A 20,436-nucleotide genomic window follows, 5' to 3' on the forward strand; every position below is an offset into this window, starting at 1 on the left:
TATGAAAAAGCTCTCTCTCCTCGCCGCATTCTCCCTTGCGCAACCTGCCTTTGCTGCTGACGAAATAACGGTCTTGCTCGATTGGTTTGTAAACCCTGACCACGGTCCGATTATCATTGCACAGGAAAAAGGTTACTTCGCCGATGCAGGGCTTGAGGTCGAGGTGATTGCGCCCGCCGACCCGTCTGACCCACCCAAGCTTGTGGCCGCTGGTAAAGCCGATCTCGCTATTTCCTATCAGCCGCAACTTCACCTCCAAATCCACGAGGGGCTGCCACTTAAACGCGTCGGCACATTGGTTGCCACACCGCTAAACTGCCTCCTTGTCCTTGAAGATGGGCCGATCAAATCTCCCGCCGACCTCGCGGGCAAGAAAATCGGCTTCTCTGTTGCTGGCGTCGAAGAGGCCATGCTGACTGCAATTCTGGAGAACCACGGCGTTGCATTTGATGAGATCGAGCTCGTGAATGTGAACTGGTCGCTATCCCCCTCGCTCATGAGCGGTCAGGTGGATGCGGTCATCGGTGCGTTCCGAAATTTCGAACTGAACCAGATGGAAATCGAACGCGTTGACGGCAAGTGTTTCTACGTCGAGGAAGAGGGGCTCCCCCCGTATGACGAGTTGATCTATGTGGCCAAGTCCGACGAGATTGATGCCGATAAAATCACGCGCTTCCTACAGGCCACTGAGTTGGCAACCCAGTTCATCGTGAACCACCCAGAAGAAAGCTGGGAGATTTTCGCCAGCACCTCGCCGGAGCTTCAGGACGAATTGAATGAGCGCGCATGGGCAGACACGATCCCGCGTTTCGCCCTCCGTCCGTCTGCGTTTTCGGCGGGTCGCTATTCCGCGTTCGAGGCGTTTCTCGTCGACGCAGGCTTGGCGCCGTCAGCGAACCCAGTAGACGTCATCGCCGTTGATGTGACCAAGCCATGAGCGCCGCACCTGACTATGGCGAGACCTTTGCGCATTGGCGTAGCGGCGCGGGTGAAGCATGGACGGCATATACCGATCATGCCTTCGTGCGCGGGCTGCGCGATGGCACCCTGCCCCGCGCGGCATTCCTGCATTATCTGGTGCAGGATTACGTCTTCCTTGTGCATTTCTCGCGCGCATGGGCGCTTGGCGTTGTGAAATCCGAAACCATGAAAGAGCTGCGCAACTGTGCGGCTACGGTAGACGGCTTGGTAAACACCGAGATGGCGCTGCACATCGAAGTTTGCGCGCAGGAAGGCATTCGCGAAGCCGAACTGTTTGCCGCGACTGAAGAGCCCGAGAATCTCGCCTATACGCGTTATGTGATTGATGCAGGACTATCTGGCGACTTCCTCGACCTTATGGCAGCCCTCGCCCCTTGTGTCTTGGGGTACGGCGAAATCGGACACAAGCTAGGCTCCGCAGTTCGCGACCAAGCTCACCCATATGCCGAGTGGATCAACACTTATGCGGGCGAAGAGTACCAATCTGTTTGTCGCGATGTCGGCGCGATGCTGGATCAATCCGTCGCAAACCGCATTGGAGGTCTACCACAAAACTCGCCGCGTTGGGGTAAACTGCAAAGCCGCTTCACCACTGCATGTCGGCTTGAAGCGGGCTTCTGGGGCATGGGATTGCGGGGCAGATGATCACACCGCCTGCGATCCATTTTACTGGCAAAGTGCAATTCAGTGGCAAGCCCTTGTTTGGCCCCGTGGATATCACATGCCCTGCGGGCCAACGGACCAGCATCCTTGGCCCCTCGGGCGTAGGCAAAACAACGTTGCTGCGGCTTTTGCTCGGCCTAGATACAGGGGCGCAGCATGACGGAAAGATCTCGGCCAGTGATGGCGCACCCCTTGCAGGTCGTATCGCCTACATGGCGCAGAGTGATCTGTTGTTTCCGTGGCTTTCGCTGCTCGAGAACGTGGTAACTGGCGCGCGCTTGCGGAATGAAACGCCCGATCTGGACCGCGCGCATGAGGTGATCGCGCAGGTCGGTCTGGCGGGGCACGAACACAAAAAACCACGCGCGCTCTCTGGTGGAATGCGCCAACGCGCCGCGCTTGCGCGCACGCTGATGGAAAACCGTCCCATCGTAATGCTGGACGAACCGCTCTCAGCACTTGACGCCTGCACGCGCGCAGAAATGCAAGAGCTACTTGATCGCGCTCTTCGTGGCAAAACCGTTATCATGGTGACGCATGATCCAGCAGAGGCCTGCCGCCTATCGGACCAGATAATCGTGATGTCACGCGGCGGCGCAGAGCTTTGGGCTGACACAGCGTCATCTGATCTCCTCATGACTCATATGCGCGGACTTGCAGCATGATCGCGCTTCGTTTGCTCATCACGCTTTGCATCGGGCTTACCATTTGGCAGGTCACGGTCTGGCTTACTGGGGTGCCACCTTTCATCCTACCCTCACCACTCCGCGTCGCCACTGCTGCGTTTGATAACGCCAGCCTCATCGCGTCTCACGCGGGCATCACTGCGCTTGAGGTTCTGCTCGGCCTGCTCGCCGGAACGGCTCTTGGGATCGCGACGGCGGTGGCAATGACCTATTCCAAACGGTTCCATGAGCTTTTCTTCCCCCTGCTCGTTTTTACGCAAGCTGTTCCCGTATTCGCACTCGCACCAATCCTGACGCTCTGGTTTGGCTATGGCATGGGCTCTAAAGTCGCGATGGCGGTGTTGATTATCTATTTTCCTGTCACATCGGCCTTTCGCGATGGGCTTGCAGAAACAGACCCAGCACTGCTTGATCTTGCGCAGACTTTGGGCGCGAAACCCTTGCCGACGCTTCTTCGCCTTCGGCTTCCGGCGGCACTTCCATCCCTCGCCAGTGGATTGCGGCTCGCGGCTGTCTATGCGCCGATTGGGGCTGTTATTGGGGAATGGGTCGGGGCCTCTCGGGGGCTGGGGTATTTGATGCTCTTGGCGAACGGTCGCGCCAAAACAGATTTGATGTTTGCCAGCTTGATAGTTCTCGCGCTCGGGGCGATCCTATTGCGCATAGCGGTGAACAGTATCGCCGTGCGAATGGAGGCTTATGCGCGCGGAATAGCCGCTTCTGGGTAAATCCATATTGCGCCACCGCGCCCAAACCGCCATTCTCTACGAAATTGATCTAAGAAGGTTCCTTTCGGGATATTCCAAAGCCATGTTCAAAACGCCCCTATCCGCACTCGCCCTCGCAACAATCTCGGCGGCCATGAGCCCCAGTGTTCAAGCGCAGGGCATCGTGGATTCTGTTCCGTATCTCACAGTGCGCAACGTGAATCCGAACGAGTCCCCCAAGAAATACTACGGCAAAACACGTGGCCCCCTCAGCGCTGGATTTTGCGATGTCACCCGCTCAGAGAACAGCTTTTTGAAGCCACTGGCAGAGATCGCACCGTTTTATATTCCAGAGGATGATGTCGAGCTTTCAACCATCCGATTGTTCGAGATGGACCAAGTGATCGAAACCCTCAAAGAGACAACCGGCGCGCGCAACCCGCTCCTTTACACGCATGGCTACTACATGAACTTCGAGCGCAGCTGTAAGCGCGCTGTACATCTTCAGCGGAATGTTGGCCTTGAAGGGAAAGTCATGCTGTTCAGCTGGCCCTCTGCCGGAGATATTCTGAACTACACCGAAGATGTTTCCGATGTTGAGTGGAGCAGCTATGAATATGAGCGCACTGTGCGCCGGCTTGTTGAAGAATTCGGCGAGGGGCGTGTTGACCTTGCCTCTCATAGCCTCGGTGGACGCGCGCTTTTCAATGCATTGCGAAGCATGGCGCATGAACGTATCGGGATGCCGCCGCTCCTTAATAATGTGATCTTATTGGCGCCCGACGTAGACGCAGAGCTATTTGCGCTTTACCTCGACCAAATTCGCCCGTTGGCCAATCGAATTACGCTCTATGCAACGGATACAGACCGCCCGCTTTCCTTGTCACGAAGTGTAAACGGTTACCCACGGCTTGGCGAACTGGGGCCGCACCTTAACCGAATGGATGGAATTGAGATCATCGACATTTCTGAATTGTCGCTGCAATCAGTTTCGGGCCATGTGTACCATCTTTATAACCCAGAAGTTGGAAGAGACCTCTCCCAACTCCTGAACGAAGGCAAAAGTGCCGCCTCGCGTTCAGGGCTGGAACAGGTCTCTACAACGATGTGGAAACTTCGTGCCGACGTGAAGCCTTAGCGGCCCATCCAACCACCATCGACCGTCAAGACAGTGCCGTGAACATAGTTCGCGGCATCAGACGCAAGGAACACTGCAGGTCCTGAGAAATCTTCCGGTGTGCCCCAGCGTGCAGCGGGAATACGCTCAAGGATGGAGCGCGAGCGATCGGCATCATCCTGAAGGGCTTGGGTGTTATCCGTCGCAATATATCCAGGAGCGATAGCGTTTACGTTGACGCCTTTAGACGCCCATTCGTTGGCCAGAGCCTTGGTAAGCTGCGCTATGCCGCCTTTGGATGCGGCATAGCCCGGAACCGTGATGCCACCTTGGAACGACAGCAGCGACGCCGTGAAGATGATCTTGCCCGATCCGCGTTCGACCATACCTTTGCCGATTTCGCGCGACAAAACGAACTGTGCGTTGAGGTTAACTTCAATCACCTCGTCCCACATCTCGTCCGGATGTTCGGCCGCTGGTGCGCGCTTGATGGTTCCTGCGTTATTCACGAGAATGTCGATCACCGGATTCTCGGCCTGAACCTTATCTGCAAATGCCTTGACGGACGCGCGATCAGAAAAATCGCATTGATATGCGGTGAATTTGCGGCCAAGCGCCGTGACCGCTTTTTCAATGTCGCTGCCGGATGCTTCAAGGCTCGCGCTTACGCCGATAATGTCGGCGCCAGCTTCGGCGAGGGCTTTGGCCATACCCATTCCGATACCGCGCTTACAGCCGGAAACGAGGGCAACTTTTCCGGAGAGATCAAAGAGAGAAGTGTTTTGCATGTCTAGACTTTCTCGTCAGAAGTGGCAGGCGCCACAATTAAGGTTAACCCGAACGCACAGCGAAGCGCAGAACGGGCAAATTTACATGGGCCTTTCAGGCGGCAGTCCGGCGCGGAATTGACTTTCCGCGCCGGTGTTCGCCAGAAGTTAGTTCGTCGCCTAGCGGTACAAGGTTGTTGGCAACCACATAGACAGCGACGGAATGAAGGTCAGCATCAGAAGCACAGCGACCAGCGGAATGAGGAACGGTGCCGTCGCAACCACACAGCGTTCAAACGGAACGTCCGACACCTTGGCCAATACGTAAAGCACCATGCCAACCGGCGGCGTCAGCAGACCGATCATCAGGTTAAGGATCAGGATAATCCCGAAGTGCACCGGATCAACGCCCACCGTGATCGCTACAGGCAGAAGCACAGGCGTCAGGATTGTGATGGCTGCGATGGTTTCCATGAAACAGCCAACAATCAGCACAACCAGCATCATGATGAGAAGGATCGCAGTTTTGTTCTCGGTAAAGCCAAGAAGCTCCGTCGCAAACATTTGAGCCACCTGATTTGCCGTCAAGATCCAAGCAAAGATGGTGCTGGCGGCAACGATCATCATGATCGACGCAGTTGTCTCTACGGTGTCCATCGAAACGCGCAAGATGCGTTTGAATGTCAGGGTGCGATAGACAACCAAACCGAGGAACATCGAGTAAACCACAGCGGCAATCGCGGCCTCTGTTGGCGTGAAGATACCAAAGAGAATACCGCCAACGATGATAATCGGCGTGAACAGCGGGAAGATCGCCTGCACGAATGCACGGGCAAATACGCTGATGCTGAACCGCTCATCACGAGGGTAGTTGCGGACCTTGGCATAGAAACCGACCATAACCATGAGCGAGAACGCCATAAGCATGCCCGGAATAAGACCAGCGGCAAACAACTGACCGATCGAAGTGTCGGCGATGACGCCATAAACAACAAGCGGCAGCGATGGTGGAATGATTGGCCCGATGGTCGAGCTTGCGGCCGTAATGCCAACGGAGAAATCTGTGTCATAGCCCGCTTCGCGCATGGCTTTGATCTCGATATTGCCGAGGCCACCCGCATCTGCAACAGCCGCACCAGACATACCGGCAAATACCACGCTCGCGCCCACATTTACGTGACCAAGCCCACCATACATCCAACCAACACCCGCACGGGCAAAAGCAAAGATTTTGGTGGTGATACCTGCGGTGTTCATCAGGTGGCCCGCCATAATAAAGAACGGAACCGCGATAAGAGGGAAACTGTTAATCCCGTTCACCATGTTATGCAGCACAACAACCGGTGGCAGGCCATCAAGCAGGACGAACACAAGAGAGGAAACCCCGAGCGCAACGGCAACGGGCGCCCCTGCGATCAAAAGGAAAAACAGGATGACGAAAAGAAGGACTAGGGTCATTTGTTACTCGAAATTTCTTCGTGAATCTCATGCAACGCATGTTCTTCGATTTCGCGGAGGACGTCGTCGGGCGACTGGCGGATTTTGCGGATTAGCCAGTACAGCGAATAGACCGTCATGATCGCTAGAGCGATGGCAATAGCGTAGTAGAGAATGTTCTTTGGGATCGCGATCGACGCCATTTTGGTTCGCGTCTTTGCCGCAAGTATCCAGCCAAGATAGGCAAGGTATCCGTAGAACACCATCGACAGAGCTTCCATCGCAACGGCGAGGTATTTACCCGCGCGTGGGCTCAGATATCGATAGAAAAACTCAAGGAAGATATGCGTGCCTTTCCGCGTGACCGAAATGGCCCCGAAATAAGCAACGATAATCAAAACATATCGGGCGATTTCCTCGGTCCACGCGAGGCTGTCATTCAGCACATAGCGGGTGAAGAACTGGATAAACACGATAGCCGATAGCCCCCAAAGGGCAATAAGGCCGGGAATATCCATGAGCCCGAAATCCGATACATCGACTTCGTTATCGGCAAATGTGATCTCAGGGCGCGCGGGTTGCGCGTCCTGAGGGTCTTTTTCAGATTGATCCATTTCCGGAGTCAACTTTAAACCTGATTACAGTTCGCCGAGGCGCTTGAAGTGATCCATGGTGTAAGGCACACCGTCACCTGTTAGCATTGGCAGTACAGCATCTTGGAATGGTTTTTTGTCAACAACATTCACTGCAATGCCCTGCTCTTCGAACCAGGAAACGAGGTCCTCTTCGGACTGACGGATTTCTTCGGAAGCCTTGAGCGCAGCAGCGTCGAGTACTTCGCGCAGAACAGCTTCGTCATCACCAACGCGTGCCAAAGCATCGTCAGACGCAATTGTAAGCAGCGAGTTCAGGATGTGACCTGTGAGGTTAATGTTGCTTTGAACCTCATAGAACTTCTTGAACTTGATGGTTGGAAGTGGGTTTTCCTGTGCATCAACCACACCCTGCTGAAGGGCAAGATACACTTCGGAGAACGCCATAGGTGTTGGGTTTGCGCCAACTGCGTTCGGGAACATCAGCATCAGCGGCGAGTTAGGCACGCGGATTTTGAGACCTTCCATGTCAGCCGGTGCGAGGATCGGTTTGTTCGATGTAACGTGTCGCTGACCGTAGTAAACAAGGCCAAGAACCTGGTTGCCTGTGGCGTCATGGTAACCCTCGGACAGCTCAGCGAAGAGGTCCGAACCACGATACGACAGCCAGTGGTCGTAATCGCGCATGATGAACGGGTAATCCGAAATCGCGATCGGACCATAGTAACGCTCAACAAAGCTTGGGCCAGTATAGATGATGTCTACGGAACCAAGACCAAGGCCTTCGTTGATTTCAACTTCTTTACCGAGCGAGGATGCAGGGAAAACCTGAATCTCAACACGGCCATCTGTGCGTGACTTGATTTCGTCAGCGGCCCAGAGAGCAACCTGATGATAGGACGAGCCCTCTTCGTAAACGTGTGCCCACTTGAGAGTCTCAGCGGCAAATGCAGCCGTTCCCGAAGCCAGCGCGAATACGCCCGCTGCTAAAGCTGCTTTAAAATTTGTGAATTTCATAATTTCCTCCCTTGATCCCGATTCTTCGGGGTTACTCAATAACGTCATGCCAAAATGCAAAATTTGACGGCTATCGCAATATCTAATATACAAGTTAAAACCGTCAGGCAAGTGTCGATTACAAACACGGCTTGGTACGGCGGGGAGGAGTAGGAGCTACAATGCAATGATGGATGGGTCCAAACCAAAGGTCTCGACCAAGTCGAAGCGACGGCAACGCGCACCCAATGCGCCCCCGACAGGCGAGGCAATGTTTGCCCAACGCCCAGTGAAATCACTCGCTGAAACTTTGTATCAAGACCTGCACAAATCCATCGTGGCAATGGATATCCTGCCAGGAACTCCGCTTTCCGAAAACGAGATCGCCGCCGCCATGGGCGTGAGCCGCACGCCGGTCCGCGAAGCGATTCTACGTCTATCCGATGAAAAACTGGTCGAGGTGGTTCCGAAATCCGGCACATTTGTTGCACGGATTCCCGTATCAGCTCTGCCAGCAGCGCAAATCGCTCGTCGCGCGCTTGAGATTGAAACCACCTGCGCCGCGGCTCGACGTGCAACCAAAAAAGATATCGTCGCGTTGCGCGATATTATCTCTCGGCAATATGCAATCGTAGAAACGGGTGACAACAGCGACTATCACGTGGTGGACGATGAGCTTCACGCTAAGATTGCTGAAATTGCCCGCCTCGGGAGCCTCTGGGACATGGTGCAGCAGGTAAAAACCCAAATTGACCGCTGCCGCAAACTTACGCTCCATGACCCGGGCCGCAAAAGCTTTGTGACAGTGCAGCATGAAAAAGTCGTGGACGCGATCGAAGCAGGCGACGAGGAGCTCGCGAGCCAACGTATGTGGGATCACATCATGGGGCTACAGCTTGACCTGCCTTCAATGGTTCAAGAATACCCCAACTATTTCATTCCGGACATGGATCTAACGGCAACCTAACTACGTTTCCGTGCGTGGCTCGCGGCGCTCAACGAGATAGAGGTGATCGCAGACCAGAACCGTTTCGTCGCGCTGGTTTGTAATCTTGATCGCCTCATGCACGATGCCATGCGTAAGGCGGCGTGGATGGTCTTTTTTCTCGGAGATCGTAGCGGTGACTGTGATGGTATCATCAATGAAAACCGGTTTGATAAATCGCATTTTGTCATAGCCATAAGACATTGCGCGCGGGTTGATCGTTGTGGCTGTCATCCCGATCCCGACAGAGAAAATCAACGTACCATGCGCGATTCGCTGTTTGAAATCTTGCGTGGCACACCATTCTTTATCCATATGGTGGGGAAAGAAATCGCCTGTCTGCCCTGCGTGCGTCACGATATCGGATTCGGTAATTGTTCGACCGAACGTGGTGCGGGAGAATCCAATCTCATAGTCTTCGTAATATTCCTCGACGATCATGTTTCGTCCCTTTTCTGTATCTCGGCCAAACTAGAGCGCATAATGGCTCCTCTCTGTGAAACTATCTTTTATATATAAAATGTCAATTCATCCGGCGGAAAATTCGGCCCCTAATCCCTTGTTGCGACCCCCCGCGATCCGCCGTAAAACTTCGCGGACACCTTGAGCCGAGGAGACATCCGTGACCAATCCGAAATCCCCCGCAACGCTGCACCTATCGGTTGAAAACCAGACGTTGGAGGGGGTTGCACAGGTTCCCGGCTCAAAATCCATCACCAACCGCGCGCTTTTGCTCGCCGCGCTGTCCAAAGGAGAAACAACCCTGAGCGGCTGCCTTGTAAGCCACGACACGCTTCTGATGGCCGAGGCCCTGCGCCAGTTCGGGGTTGAAGTTTCCGAGGTGAACCCAGAAAGCGTGACAGTTAAGAGCGACGGAACGTTAAAGCCGCCAGCCGCGCCGATTTTCGTTGGCAACGCCGGAACAACAGCACGGTTCCTTACAGCAGCGGCGTGTCTGGCCGATGGCACAACGGTCATTGATGGCGACGAAGACATGCAGCGCCGCCCAATTCAGCCGCTCATCACCGCGCTTAACGAGCTTGGCTTTACTGCCGAAAGCGCAACGGGTTGCCCACCAGTCACAGTCACCGGCGGCGCAAAAGAAATAGCAGCGAAGGTCGGCGTGGATGCGGGCCTTTCGACGCAATATATTTCTGCCCTCATGATGATGGCACCGAAGCTCGCTAATGGGTTGCGCATCGAGCTAAAGAACGCTGGTTCGCTTGACGGTGCCGGATACCTTGATGTCACAACCCGCATAATGGCGGAGTTCGGTGTTAACGTTGCCGAAGAGGGCGCGGGCTGGAATGTTCCGGATGGAGTATATGCCTCCCCGACCTATGCGGTTGAGCCGGATTACTCCGCATGCACCTATTTCTGGGCCGCAGATGCGCTTTCGGCCAAGACGATTACGATCGGCAACTCCAAAGAAGGCGAAACAGCCCAACCCGACGCCAAGGCGCTTGATGTGATCCGTATGTTCCCAAACATGCCCGCAATTGTCGACGGCTCGCAAATGCAGGACGCTATTCCGACTTTGGCTGTTTTGGCGGCCTTTAACGAAACGCCAGTTCGCTTTGTCGGCCTTAAAAACCTTCGGGTAAAAGAATGTGATCGCGTCGAAGCCCTTCGCGAAGGTCTGGTGCGGATCAACGCGAACCTTGCCACCGTCGATGGAGACGACCTACTGGTGAACGGCTCGCCCTATCTGGTTTCTGACAATCCAACCACGCAAATTCGGACGTTCAACGATCATCGCATCGCCATGTGTTTTGCGCTCGCCGCAATTCGCATCGACGGGATCATTATCGAAAACCCGGATTGCGTACAGAAAACCTTCCCGAACTACTGGGACGAAATGGCCAAAGTCGGAATGGTTTCAGAACTTACTGACTAACGAAAAAAGGCGCCACAATCGGGCGCCTTTTCTAATTTCAGACCCGTTCAGTTCAGGTCACACGCGGGAACAGCGCGACAACCTCGCCAAAGGTTCCACCCTCTTCCAAACGATCCAACTCAGGGGACCAAACGCCCTCTTCAACCGGTGCCGCGAGAATGGCGAGCGCCTTATCCGCAGAGGTTGGAATGATCTGGCGGAAAGCTTCAAGCAAGACCCGCAGGCTATCGAGCGTGACATAAAGTACGGTCTGCGCACGGTCAGCAGTTTCAGGGTCTTTGATCAATTTCCAAGGCGCCTGAGCGGTGAAATAGTTGTTCAACTCATCCGCAGCCTGCACCAGAGCCTCTGTCCGCGCTGGAATATCGGTTAGGGCAAACACCTCTGCAAATCCTTGCGCAGCCTTAAGCGCAATCGCTCGTGCGGCTTCGTCCTCTGCGGTCAACGTGCCTTTGGTCGGGATTTTCCCGTCAAAGCGATCAACCGAGAATTTCGCCGCCCGCGAAAGCAAGTTCCCGACCTTATTGCCAAGCTCGCCATTATACGCGCCCTGAATAAGCTCTACCGAAATCTGGCTGTCATTCTCTGCACGCATGTGGCGCGCGAGATAGTAGCGCAGCGCATCGGCGCCGAACTTCTCAACGATTTCGAGCGGATCAACCACGTTTCCCAGCGATTTTGACATTTTCACACCGCCGGAACCAAGCCAATGCCCGTGCACCGAAATCCGTTTGGGTAGCGTTTCCCCCATACCCATCAGGATAATCGGCCAGTAAACGCCGTGGGTTTTGAGGATGTCTTTACCGATCACATGCTCAACTTCAGACCAATAGTCTTGGTAATCGTTCCCTGGCCAGCCAAGGTTGGTCAGGTAGTTGATGAGCGCGTCGAACCAAACATAAGTCACGAAATCCTCGTCAAACGGCAGTGTCACACCAAGCGACACACGGCTTTTGGGCCGCGAAATACAAAGATCCTCAAGCGGTTCGGCGAGCATGTTTTTCAACTCGGACAAGAATTTCGGCGGCTGCACGAAATCAGGGTTCGCCTCGATATGATCCAGAAGCCGCTGACGGAACGGCTCTAGCGGGAAGAAATAGTTCTTCTCGTCGATCTCCTCGACATCCATATTCGGGTGGTCAACGCAGCGCCCTTCGTCGTTCAGGTCAGACTCTGTTTTGAACTGCTCACAGCCTTTGCAATAGATGCCGGTATATTGCTTCTCGATGATAAGGCCCGCGTCCATGAACTTCTGCTCCATGGCGGCAACCTGCTCCTTGTGGAACGGGCGGGTGGTGCGCACGAAGTAGTCGTAATCCACATCCAGAAGGTCAAAAGCCTTCTTGAACTCGCTGCTGCGCAGATCAAGATACTCCATCACGTCCATGCCGAGCTTCTCGGCGCTTTCCTGATTTTTCTGCCCGTGCTCATCACAGCCGGTTGAAAGGCGTGTATCCACACCGTTGGCCTTGCGGTTACGGGTCATGATGTCACACATCACCGTAGTATGCGCGTGCCCAAGATGCGGCGCGGCATTCACATAGTAAATCGGCGTGGTAATGTAGCTTTTTGTCATCATCTCAACCCTATTTTCCTGCACCCGCCGCTGCGGGGCTTGGTTGTGCCTGTCTTATACAAGCTAATCAAAGAGGCAACACCGAAAACCGGAATTGCCCCTTTGCGGGCCGAGTTTAGCGCAGTTTTCAGCCCTTACAGGCGGTCATCCCTTCGGCCAAGTTCTGAAGAACGCCGGAATAGAGCGTACCATCGAGCGGTTGCTCCACACCAAGTGGATCAACAACAATAACCGTCGCATCACCCTTGGCAAAGACTGCATCAATCAGTTTCTGGCGCCCGCCAACCTCCGTGAGAATGCAGGTAATGCCGTGGTCGGCAATGTGCTCTGCCAGTTCCGAGATATGCGTCGGGCCAGGTTCGGCAGCGTCAGAGAACGAGATCGCACCAAGCGCGGTCTGTCCGAAGCGTGCCTCGAAATATTGGAATGCATCGTGGTTCACAACAAAATTGACGTCGTCCAGCGCCTCGAAACTGCCAGAGATTTCGGCCTCTAGAGACACTAGCGCCTCTTGCGATTTGGCCGCATTTGCGCGGTAGGCCTCGGCATTTTCAGGATCGAACGCGGCGAGTTCTTCGGCAATAAAGCCAAGCCAAACAACTGCGTTTTGCGGGTCGAGCCAGCTGTGGGGGTCGTGATCTCCATGATCGTGGTCATGCTCGTCTTCGTGGGCGTGATCATCATCTGCATGATCATCGTGCGCATGCTCTTCCTCGTGGTCATGGTCGTCATGACCATCATCATGCTCTTCGTGGTCCTCATGATCATGGTCATGGTCGTCGTGGTCGTGATGATCGTCCTCAAGCTCCTCTGCAAAGTCGAAACCATCGCGGTTTGGCAAAAGCGTTGTGCCGTCAACTTCCGAAAGGAATGCAAACTTGCCTTCGGGCCCTAGCGCTTCTTTCGCCCCTTCAATCCAAGGCGTCAGCCCTTCATCGAGCGCAAAGACATGTGTCGCCTCTTGCAAAGCTCGCGCATTAGAGGGGCGCATAGAATAGTGATGCGGCGAAGCATTGGCGGGCACAAGCAATTGCGGTTCTCCCACTCCGTCCATGACCTGCGCAACAAGGCTATAGACAGGCGCAATATCGACGACGACCCGCGGTGTTTCTGCTGTCGCTGCGGTTGCCGCAAGGCCGCCGAGCGCCAAAATGAACGAACGCTTCACATTGAACTCCAGTTTGATTCGGAAAATTTTCGCTAGACTTATCTGTGATAATATAACATATCAAGCCCCAACAAGGAGGCCCCATGGCGCATATCGGATTCGAAACCCACGATCATAAAACATGCATTCGCAAAGGCGTTGCAGAGGTCGATGCTCTCTGTAAGGACCGCAAGCTCCAGTTCACGCCCGTACGCAAACGCGTGCTTGAGATATTGCTTACCGAACACCGTGCGGTCGGGGCGTATGAAATCCTCGACACCCTGCGAAAGGAAGACATGGGAAGCCAGCCGCCTGTAGCTTATCGGGCGCTTGATTTTCTTGTGTCTAACGGGTTTGCCCACAAAATCGAACGGCTCAACGCCTTTGCGGCCTGCATGCACCCCGGCGAAAATCATTCACCGGCATTCCTCATATGCAGAACTTGCGACAGCGTCGCCGAAACCCAGTGCGAGCCAATCCTGATAGATGCCGCTGCTGAAACTGGATTTATCGTCGAGCGCACCGTGGTTGAAGCACTGGGCACTTGCCCGAAATGCAACAACGAGGCATCCGCGTGAGGCTCATAGAAACCAGCGGCCTTACCGTACGCTATGGCCGCAAGGACGCTTTGGTTGATGTTGATTTTCATATCGATCGCGGCGAGATCGTAACGCTCGTTGGCCCCAACGGTTCGGGAAAATCGTCGCTCGTGCGGGCACTGGTAGGAGCGATTCCACCGGCCAAAGGCAGCGTGAAGCGCAAAAACGGCCTACGCATCGGATACGTCCCGCAGAAACTCCATATTGATCCAACGCTGCCGATTTCGGTGAAGCGCTTTCTTGGCCTACCCAAACGAAAGCCTAGCGCCACAATTGAAGCCGCACTTGCGAGCGCCGATGTCGCCCATATTGGCGACTCGCAAATGACAAACCTCTCCGGCGGACAGTTTCAACGGGTTCTCTTGGCGCGGGCGCTACTGGAAAATCCAGACCTGTTGCTGCTTGACGAGGCCACTCAAGGATTAGACCAGCCAGGGGCCGCCGCCTTTTATCGCAAGATCGAAGACGTGCGCACGGAACTCGGCTGCGCAGTTTTGATGGTCAGCCATGATCTACATGTGGTGATGAGCGCTTCAGATCGCGTTGTTTGTGTAAACGGGCATGTTTGTTGCCACGGCACCCCTGATATCGTGGCCTCTGCGCCAGAATACCGAGCGCTTTTTGGCTCTGGAACCGGTGGTGCGCTGGCGCTTTATCGCCATCAACATACCCATAGCCACGATGACGGCTGCGATCATGATCACGATCACAGCCACGCAAACTCCGCAGAGAAAGAGGGCGCCGATGCTTGACGATTTCATGATGCGCGCGCTTTTGGCGGGCTTGGGCGTTGTCATTGCTGCTGCGCCGCTTGGTTGTTTCGTCGTCTGGAGACGCATGGCCTATTTCAGCGACGCGACCTCACACGCCTCGATCCTTGGGGTGGCCTTGGCACTTGGCTTTTCTGTTCCGATATTTGGCAGCGTTCTTGTCGTGGCGCTTTTGGTGGCGCTCCTTGTCTGGTTTGCCAGCGATAAGGGTCACTCGGTCGATACGATGCTTGGCGTCGTCGCCCATTCCGCGCTTGCCTTCGGGCTCGTAGCGGTGGCCTTCATCGATGGTGTGCGCATTGATCTTATGGCCTATCTCTTTGGCGAAATCCTTGCCGTGAGCAAAACAGACCTCCTCTGGATTTGGGGCGGAGCACTGTTGGTGCTGGCGCTTTTGGCATGGCGGTGGTCCGCACTGCTGACCGCAACGCTCAACCGTGATCTGGCCTACGCGAGCGGCATCGACCCAAGGCGCGAACAACTTATCTTAACCATCGCCTTAGCGCTTGTTGTGGCTGTCGCCATCAAGGTTGTGGGGGCGCTTCTTATCGGGGCTATGCTAATCATTCCCGCCGCCGCAGCGCGCCCTTTGACCAAGACTCCAGAGCTAATGGCCGTCGGAGCAACACTGATTGGCGCCGCCTCCATGGCAGTAGGATTGCGCGTTGCATTTATTTATGACACCCCCGCCGGACCAACAATTGTGTGTACTGCCGCGCTCTTTTTCCTCATTTCAAACGGCATTTCTTGGGCGCGGCAAGCGGCATAAAAACCCGCGCTAAGAGACACTTGCTCCTAAACGCATGCCTCCTCCACTTACGTAATAACTTCGCAATGCTCTGACTGTTGATCTAAGTCAATACTGCCAGAGCATTGCTTCTTTAGAGTGTGCGCGACTCTAATTCGTTATGTGATATATGTTTGCGCACCCTAAATTCTCCACGACCATGGTCGTCCGGCTGGACGGTCGGAGAATTGCGGCTTTCGCGCATATGCTCCTTATCACGACCCTCGCGTTGTTCATTTCTCTTGCCAACAGTGGCATGGCAATGGGGCGATCCACTTCCTTTATAGAGATTTGCGCAGACGGCGGGACGCAGCTGATTGCCCTTGAAGCCGATGAAACAGAGCCGAACGCCGAATGTATCCACTGCTCGGTCTGTATGCTCAATGCATCAAGCCCAATCCTCGACACCGCACAGCACTTCGACATCTCATTTAACACCATGCCCACTCAAAGCGTCGCGTTAAATGCGCGTGACATTTGCGTGCTTAAACCTGCCTTGCAACATCCAAGCCGTGCGCCGCCAGTGCAGCCATTCAAAAGAGATTTCCATGCCTGATTGTTCTGCCACTCTATTATCTCCCCTACCCCGCGTCCAAAGCCTATTCCAACGGGCACGCGCGGCGAGTCTTACCGCTCTCTTTTGCCTTGCATTTGTATTGGCCAGCGTGTTGGCCTCCACTGCACAAGCGCAATCAATCCTCGAAAAATTCATTACCGACATTCCCGCGTCCGAGTTTATCGAAGGCGCGACCGCCTATGGTGAAATCCGCGACGACGTGCCGGTGGCCCCGATCCTTAATGGCAGCGATCTCCTTGGGTACGCCTACATAACCTCTGATTTCGTTTCGACCACGGGGTACTCGGGCAAGCCCATCCACGTGATGGTCGCGATTGACCCTGATGCCAAAATCCTTCGCGCCGAACTTGTGAAACATTCCGAGCCGATTGTTCTGATCGGGATACCGGATTCCAAGATCAAGGCGCTTACTGAATCCTACAAAGGCATTGATATCGTCGCAGAGGCGGCGGCTGGTGGATCGGCCCATGATCTCGAGATCATATCCGGCGCAACCGTGACCATCATGATCATCGACGACTCGATTGTGCGCTCCGGCCTAAAGGTATCGCGCGCGCTTGGATTGGGCGGCCTTGCAAATGATGACGCCGAGAGCGGCCCGACTCACGTGCTCAATATGGATGAACGTAGCATCAACGACTGGGCAACAATGTCGGGCGACGGCACGATCCGCAGACTGACAATCGACGTTGGCCAGATTAACGCCGCGTTTGAAGCAACCGGCGATCCGCGCGTCTTGAAATATGCCGAAAAGGGCGATCCAGAAGACACCTATATCGACATGCATACCGCCCTTGTTTCGGCGCCGAGCATTGGCCTGAGTCTGATGGGCCCAAACGAATACGGCAACCTTGAGGATTGGCTCGAAGAGGGCGAGGAGGCCATCCTGATCGTTGGGCGTGGAATCTATTCTTTCAAGGGCTCCGGTTTTGTGCGCGGTGGTATTTTTGACCGCATCCAACTTATTCAAGGCGATATTTCGGTGCGCTTCCATGACCGACAGCATCGCCGCCTCGGAAGTATTGCCGCACCAGATGCGCCAAGTTTCACCGAGCTTGATGTTTTCAAAATTCCGGCTGATGCAGGGTTTGACCCAACAAAACCATGGCGCATTCAGCTTTTGGCCCAGCGCGCCGTTGGCCCGGTCGAGAAATCTTTCCTGACCTATGATCTAGGGTACATCATCCCCGATCAATACCTCACACCGCTCGCGCCCCCTGCCCCCGCTGTCGAAATCAGCACTCCTGACGACGATCAGGCCGCTCGCGCGGAATTGTGGCAACGTATCTGGAAATCCAAGACGCTGGAAATCGGCATCCTTGTTGGCATGCTCGTTGTTCTGACCGGTGTGTTCTTTTTCCAAACCCAAGCAACCCGCAATGCGCGCGCCTTCTACTGGTTCCGCATGGGCTTTCTTGTGGTCACGCTGGTATTCCTTGGCTGGTCGCAGAACGCACAACTCTCTGTCGTGAACTTGATGGCGCTCGGACAATCGCTTGTGACTGGGTTTACTTGGGATGCCTTCCTGATGGACCCGCTGGTGTTTATCCTCTGGACGTCGGTTGCGGTGACTCTTCTCTTCTGGGGACGTGGCGGTTTTTGCGGCTGGCTCTGCCCCTTCGGGGCGTTGCAGGAACTCTCGAACCAGATCGCGCGGTTCTTCAAAGTGCCGCAGTGGACCCTTCCTTGGGGGCTGCATGAGCGGCTCTGGCCAATCAAATATATCATCTTCCTCGGGCTATTCGGCGTTTCGATCGTGTCGATCCCGCTCGCCGAACAGCTGGCAGAGGTCGAACCTTTCAAAACCTCAATCATCCTTAAGTTTGTGCGCAGCTGGCCATACGTTCTGTTCGCCACAGTCATCCTTGGGCTCGGGCTCTTCGTCGAACGGTTCTACTGCCGCTACCTCTGCCCGCTTGGCGCGGCTCTCGCCATTCCGGGACGTCTGCGGATGTTTGACTGGCTCAAGCGCTACAAGGAATGCGGCAATCCCTGTCAGACCTGCGCAAACGAATGCTTTGTTCAGGCGATCCATCCGACAGGTGAAATCAACCCGAATGAATGCCTGTCCTGCCTGCACTGTCAGGTTCTGTATCAGGACGACCAGAAATGCCCCGTCGTCATCAAAAAAGTGAAACGACGCGCAAAAATGGCCAAAGGTTCCGCCGCTGACGGCGAAACACTGGGCCGTTTCCCAGACCACCCAAACACACTCGCAAGTAAGGGAGAAAACCATGTCTAAAGACAATGAAGTAAAAGAAGGCGTCTCACGTCGCGACGTCCTGACCGGCCCACTGAGAGGTGCGGTTGCTGCTGGTGCAGTCGCCGCTGTCGGCGGGGTTGCACTTACACCCCAACAAGCAAAAGCAGCTGGCGGCGAAGTCGCTCCTGGCGAGCTTGACGAATACTATGGCTTCTGGTCCTCGGGCCAGACAGGCGAGCTTCGTATTATGGGCTTCCCGTCCATGCGCGAACTGATGCGTGTGCCTGTGTTCAACCGTTGTTCGGCAACCGGTTGGGGCCAAACCAACGAGTCGCTCAAAATCATGACCGAAGGCCTTTTGCCGGAAACCAAAGAGTTTCTCGCAAAACGCGGCATGAAAACCTATGACAACGGCGATTTGCACCACCCGCATATGTCCTTCACTGACGGCACATATGATGGCCGCTACCTCTTTATGAACGACAAGGCCAACACGCGCGTGGCACGTGTACGCTGTGACGTGATGAAGTGCGACAAGATCATCGAGATCCCCAACGCCAAGGCGATCCACGGTCTGCGTCCGCAAAAATTCCCACGCACAGGGTATGTCTTTGCCAACGGCGAAGATGAAACACCGCTAATCAATGACGGCAGCATTCTCGACGATCCATCGCAATACGTGAACATCTTCACAGCGATCGACGGCGACACAATGGAAATCGCGTGGCAGGTGATGGTCTCGGGCAACCTCGACAACACCGACTGTGATTATCAGGGTAAATATGCCTACTCCACTTCGTACAACTCGGAAATGGGTATGAACCTCGCCGAGATGACAGAGAACGAAATGGACCACGTTGTTGTCTTTAACCTCGCCGAGATCGAAGCGGGTATCGAAGCGGGCGATTATCAGGAAGTTAAAGGTGTGAAGGTGATTGACGGGCGCAAAGGCTCGAACAAGAACTACACACGTTATATTCCGATTCCCAACTCGCCCCACGGCATCAACACAGCACCGGACGGCAAGCACGTTTGTATCAACGGGAAGCTCTCGCCCACCGTGTCGATCATGGATGTGACAAAGCTCGACGCCTTGTTTGAAAGCGACGTTGATCCGCGCTCTTGCATCGTTGGTGAACCAGAACTGGGTCTTGGCCCGCTTCACACCGCGTTCGACGGTCAGGGCAACGCCTTCACCACTTTGTTCCTCGATAGTCAGATCGTAAAATGGAACATCGACAAAGCCATCGCTGCCTTTAATGGCGAAGAGGCCGACCCGATCATTTCCAAAGTGGACGTGCATTATCAGCCCGGCCACAACTCGACTTCGATGGGCGAGACCAAAGAGGCCGATGGCAAATGGCTGATCTCGATGAACAAGTTCTCCAAAGACCGCTTTATCAACGTTGGTCCGTTGAAGCCGGAGAACGAGCAGTTGATCGACATTTCCACCGACCAAATGGAAGTGGTTCACGATGGGCCGACATTTGCCGAGCCACATGACTCGATCATTGTGCGGGCCGACATCGTCAATCCCGTCAATGTATGGGATCGGAACGACGTAACTTGGGAAGACGCCCGCAAACAAGCCGAAGCCGATGGCGTCGTCCTTGAAGATGGTGCCGAGGAGCCGATCCGCGATGGCAACAAGGTGCGTCTCTATATGACCAGCCAAGCGCCGATGTTCAGCCACGAGAAGTTCACCGTCAAACAGGGCGACGAGGTTACAATCTTCGTAACCAACCTTGATGATGTGGATGACGTGACCCACGGCTTCTGCCTTGGCAATTATGGCATCGCATTCGAGATCGGACCAATGGCCACCGCCTCGATCACCTTCACAGCCGACCGTCCAGGCGTTCACTGGTTCTATTGCCAGTGGTTCTGTCACGCGCTCCACATGGAGATGCGCGGCCGGATGCTCGTAGAGCCAACAGGCGCATAAATC

The 20,436-nt window shown here is 54.8% G+C and carries 20 protein-coding genes; 13 read left to right on the forward strand and 7 right to left on the reverse strand.

Going from position 1 to position 20,436, the window contains the following annotated elements:
• Position 1: 1 nt before the first annotated feature.
• The 5 genes from OU789_RS11740 to OU789_RS11760 all read left to right on the forward strand — a co-directional run bounded on the left by OU789_RS11740 (position 2) and on the right by OU789_RS11760 (position 4,175).
• Positions 2-937 (forward strand): ABC transporter substrate-binding protein, encoded by a 936-nt coding sequence (locus OU789_RS11740; RefSeq protein ID WP_274655770.1) that lies wholly within the window; start codon positions 2-4, stop codon positions 935-937.
• The gene (gene tenA / locus OU789_RS11745; protein ID WP_274655771.1) at positions 934-1,626 is read left to right on the forward strand and encodes a thiaminase II; all 693 of its coding nucleotides are present in this window, start codon (positions 934-936) and stop codon (positions 1,624-1,626) included. Before OU789_RS11740 ends, tenA begins: the two co-directional genes overlap by 4 nt.
• Positions 1,623-2,309 (forward strand): ABC transporter ATP-binding protein, encoded by a 687-nt coding sequence (locus tag OU789_RS11750; RefSeq protein ID WP_274655772.1) that lies wholly within the window; start codon positions 1,623-1,625, stop codon positions 2,307-2,309. The genes tenA and OU789_RS11750 overlap by 4 nt, the downstream gene beginning before the upstream one ends.
• Positions 2,306-3,058 (forward strand): ABC transporter permease, encoded by a 753-nt coding sequence (locus tag OU789_RS11755; RefSeq protein ID WP_274655773.1) that lies wholly within the window; start codon positions 2,306-2,308, stop codon positions 3,056-3,058. Before OU789_RS11750 ends, OU789_RS11755 begins: the two co-directional genes overlap by 4 nt.
• Before the next feature lie 82 nt (positions 3,059-3,140).
• Complete coding sequence (locus OU789_RS11760; protein ID WP_274655774.1) at positions 3,141-4,175, forward strand: alpha/beta hydrolase; 1,035 nt, start codon at positions 3,141-3,143, stop codon at positions 4,173-4,175.
• Here OU789_RS11760 and OU789_RS11765 read toward each other — a convergent pair.
• The 4 genes from OU789_RS11765 to OU789_RS11780 all read right to left on the reverse strand — a co-directional run bounded on the left by OU789_RS11765 (position 4,172) and on the right by OU789_RS11780 (position 7,968).
• On the reverse strand, positions 4,172-4,942 hold the full coding sequence (locus tag OU789_RS11765; protein WP_274655775.1) for an SDR family oxidoreductase: 771 nt from the start codon (positions 4,940-4,942) through the stop codon (positions 4,172-4,174). The genes OU789_RS11760 and OU789_RS11765 overlap by 4 nt on opposite strands.
• A gap of 159 nt (positions 4,943-5,101) precedes the next feature.
• Positions 5,102-6,379 carry a TRAP transporter large permease gene (locus tag OU789_RS11770; protein ID WP_263952276.1) on the reverse strand — a complete coding sequence of 426 codons (1,278 nt, stop codon included), beginning with the start codon at positions 6,377-6,379 and terminating at the stop codon, positions 5,102-5,104.
• Positions 6,376-6,972: a TRAP transporter small permease gene (locus OU789_RS11775; protein ID WP_263952275.1), complete on the reverse strand. Its 597-nt coding sequence runs from the start codon at positions 6,970-6,972 to the stop codon at positions 6,376-6,378. Before OU789_RS11775 ends, OU789_RS11770 begins: the two co-directional genes overlap by 4 nt.
• Positions 6,973-6,996: 24 nt before the next feature.
• Positions 6,997-7,968 (reverse strand): sialic acid TRAP transporter substrate-binding protein SiaP, encoded by a 972-nt coding sequence (locus OU789_RS11780; RefSeq protein WP_274655776.1) that lies wholly within the window; start codon positions 7,966-7,968, stop codon positions 6,997-6,999.
• Positions 7,969-8,218: 250 nt separating this feature from the next.
• Here OU789_RS11780 and OU789_RS11785 point away from each other — a divergent pair, with 250 nt between their 5' ends.
• Positions 8,219-8,914: a GntR family transcriptional regulator gene (locus tag OU789_RS11785; protein WP_274655777.1), complete on the forward strand. Its 696-nt coding sequence runs from the start codon at positions 8,219-8,221 to the stop codon at positions 8,912-8,914.
• On the opposite strand, the gene OU789_RS11790 is transcribed toward OU789_RS11785, so the two are convergent.
• Positions 8,915-9,373 (reverse strand): MaoC family dehydratase, encoded by a 459-nt coding sequence (locus OU789_RS11790; RefSeq protein ID WP_274655778.1) that lies wholly within the window; start codon positions 9,371-9,373, stop codon positions 8,915-8,917.
• A gap of 181 nt (positions 9,374-9,554) precedes the next feature.
• Between OU789_RS11790 and OU789_RS11795 the strand changes: the two genes are divergently transcribed.
• A complete protein-coding gene (locus OU789_RS11795) occupies positions 9,555-10,829 on the forward strand; it encodes a 3-phosphoshikimate 1-carboxyvinyltransferase (RefSeq protein ID WP_274655779.1) in 1,275 nt (424 codons plus the stop codon).
• 52 nt (positions 10,830-10,881) lie between these two features.
• On the opposite strand, the gene metG is transcribed toward OU789_RS11795, so the two are convergent.
• Together metG and OU789_RS11805 are read right to left on the reverse strand one after the other, a co-directional pair.
• Positions 10,882-12,405: a methionine--tRNA ligase gene (gene metG / locus OU789_RS11800; protein ID WP_274655780.1), complete on the reverse strand. Its 1,524-nt coding sequence runs from the start codon at positions 12,403-12,405 to the stop codon at positions 10,882-10,884.
• Between the two features lie 127 nt (positions 12,406-12,532).
• Positions 12,533-13,573 (reverse strand): zinc ABC transporter substrate-binding protein, encoded by a 1,041-nt coding sequence (locus tag OU789_RS11805; protein WP_274655781.1) that lies wholly within the window; start codon positions 13,571-13,573, stop codon positions 12,533-12,535.
• Between the two features lie 83 nt (positions 13,574-13,656).
• Here OU789_RS11805 and OU789_RS11810 point away from each other — a divergent pair, with 83 nt between their 5' ends.
• From OU789_RS11810 to nosZ, 6 genes are all read left to right on the forward strand, one after another.
• A complete protein-coding gene (locus tag OU789_RS11810) occupies positions 13,657-14,130 on the forward strand; it encodes a transcriptional repressor (RefSeq protein ID WP_263952269.1) in 474 nt (157 codons plus the stop codon).
• Complete coding sequence (locus OU789_RS11815; protein ID WP_274655782.1) at positions 14,127-14,903, forward strand: ATP-binding cassette domain-containing protein; 777 nt, start codon at positions 14,127-14,129, stop codon at positions 14,901-14,903. Before OU789_RS11810 ends, OU789_RS11815 begins: the two co-directional genes overlap by 4 nt.
• Positions 14,896-15,690 carry a metal ABC transporter permease gene (locus OU789_RS11820; RefSeq protein WP_274655783.1) on the forward strand — a complete coding sequence of 265 codons (795 nt, stop codon included), beginning with the start codon at positions 14,896-14,898 and terminating at the stop codon, positions 15,688-15,690. Before OU789_RS11815 ends, OU789_RS11820 begins: the two co-directional genes overlap by 8 nt.
• A gap of 223 nt (positions 15,691-15,913) precedes the next feature.
• Positions 15,914-16,264 carry a hypothetical protein gene (locus OU789_RS11825; protein ID WP_274655784.1) on the forward strand — a complete coding sequence of 117 codons (351 nt, stop codon included), beginning with the start codon at positions 15,914-15,916 and terminating at the stop codon, positions 16,262-16,264.
• On the forward strand, positions 16,257-18,527 hold the full coding sequence (locus OU789_RS11830; RefSeq protein ID WP_274655785.1) for a NosR/NirI family protein: 2,271 nt from the start codon (positions 16,257-16,259) through the stop codon (positions 18,525-18,527). Before OU789_RS11825 ends, OU789_RS11830 begins: the two co-directional genes overlap by 8 nt.
• Positions 18,520-20,433, forward strand: coding sequence for a TAT-dependent nitrous-oxide reductase (gene nosZ, locus OU789_RS11835; protein ID WP_274655786.1), 1,914 nt, complete (start codon positions 18,520-18,522; stop codon positions 20,431-20,433). Before OU789_RS11830 ends, nosZ begins: the two co-directional genes overlap by 8 nt.
• Positions 20,434-20,436 lie beyond the last annotated feature (3 nt).

The sequence above is a fragment of the Halocynthiibacter sp. C4 genome (genome assembly GCF_028823805.1).
In the GTDB taxonomy this organism is placed as follows: domain Bacteria; phylum Pseudomonadota; class Alphaproteobacteria; order Rhodobacterales; family Rhodobacteraceae; genus Falsihalocynthiibacter; species Falsihalocynthiibacter halioticoli.

What these genes read in the sequence shown, in the direction of transcription:
- OU789_RS11740 (WP_274655770.1), top strand. Translation starts at nt 2, where the DNA reads ATGAAAAAGCTCTCTCTCCTCGCCGCATTCTCCCTTGCGCAACCTGCC.
- tenA (WP_274655771.1), top strand. Translation starts at nt 934, where the DNA reads ATGAGCGCCGCACCTGACTATGGCGAGACCTTTGCGCATTGGCGTAGC.
- OU789_RS11750 (WP_274655772.1), top strand. Translation starts at nt 1,623, where the DNA reads ATGATCACACCGCCTGCGATCCATTTTACTGGCAAAGTGCAATTCAGT.
- OU789_RS11755 (WP_274655773.1), top strand. Translation starts at nt 2,306, where the DNA reads ATGATCGCGCTTCGTTTGCTCATCACGCTTTGCATCGGGCTTACCATT.
- OU789_RS11760 (WP_274655774.1), top strand. Translation starts at nt 3,141, where the DNA reads ATGTTCAAAACGCCCCTATCCGCACTCGCCCTCGCAACAATCTCGGCG.
- OU789_RS11765 (WP_274655775.1), bottom strand. Translation starts at nt 4,942, where the DNA reads ATGCAAAACACTTCTCTCTTTGATCTCTCCGGAAAAGTTGCCCTCGTT.
- OU789_RS11770 (WP_263952276.1), bottom strand. Translation starts at nt 6,379, where the DNA reads ATGACCCTAGTCCTTCTTTTCGTCATCCTGTTTTTCCTTTTGATCGCA.
- OU789_RS11775 (WP_263952275.1), bottom strand. Translation starts at nt 6,972, where the DNA reads ATGGATCAATCTGAAAAAGACCCTCAGGACGCGCAACCCGCGCGCCCT.
- OU789_RS11780 (WP_274655776.1), bottom strand. Translation starts at nt 7,968, where the DNA reads ATGAAATTCACAAATTTTAAAGCAGCTTTAGCAGCGGGCGTATTCGCG.
- OU789_RS11785 (WP_274655777.1), top strand. Translation starts at nt 8,219, where the DNA reads ATGTTTGCCCAACGCCCAGTGAAATCACTCGCTGAAACTTTGTATCAA.
- OU789_RS11790 (WP_274655778.1), bottom strand. Translation starts at nt 9,373, where the DNA reads ATGATCGTCGAGGAATATTACGAAGACTATGAGATTGGATTCTCCCGC.
- metG (WP_274655780.1), bottom strand. Translation starts at nt 12,405, where the DNA reads ATGACAAAAAGCTACATTACCACGCCGATTTACTATGTGAATGCCGCG.
- OU789_RS11810 (WP_263952269.1), top strand. Translation starts at nt 13,657, where the DNA reads ATGGCGCATATCGGATTCGAAACCCACGATCATAAAACATGCATTCGC.
- OU789_RS11820 (WP_274655783.1), top strand. Translation starts at nt 14,896, where the DNA reads ATGCTTGACGATTTCATGATGCGCGCGCTTTTGGCGGGCTTGGGCGTT.
- OU789_RS11825 (WP_274655784.1), top strand. Translation starts at nt 15,914, where the DNA reads ATGCTCCTTATCACGACCCTCGCGTTGTTCATTTCTCTTGCCAACAGT.
- OU789_RS11830 (WP_274655785.1), top strand. Translation starts at nt 16,257, where the DNA reads ATGCCTGATTGTTCTGCCACTCTATTATCTCCCCTACCCCGCGTCCAA.
- nosZ (WP_274655786.1), top strand. Translation starts at nt 18,520, where the DNA reads ATGTCTAAAGACAATGAAGTAAAAGAAGGCGTCTCACGTCGCGACGTC.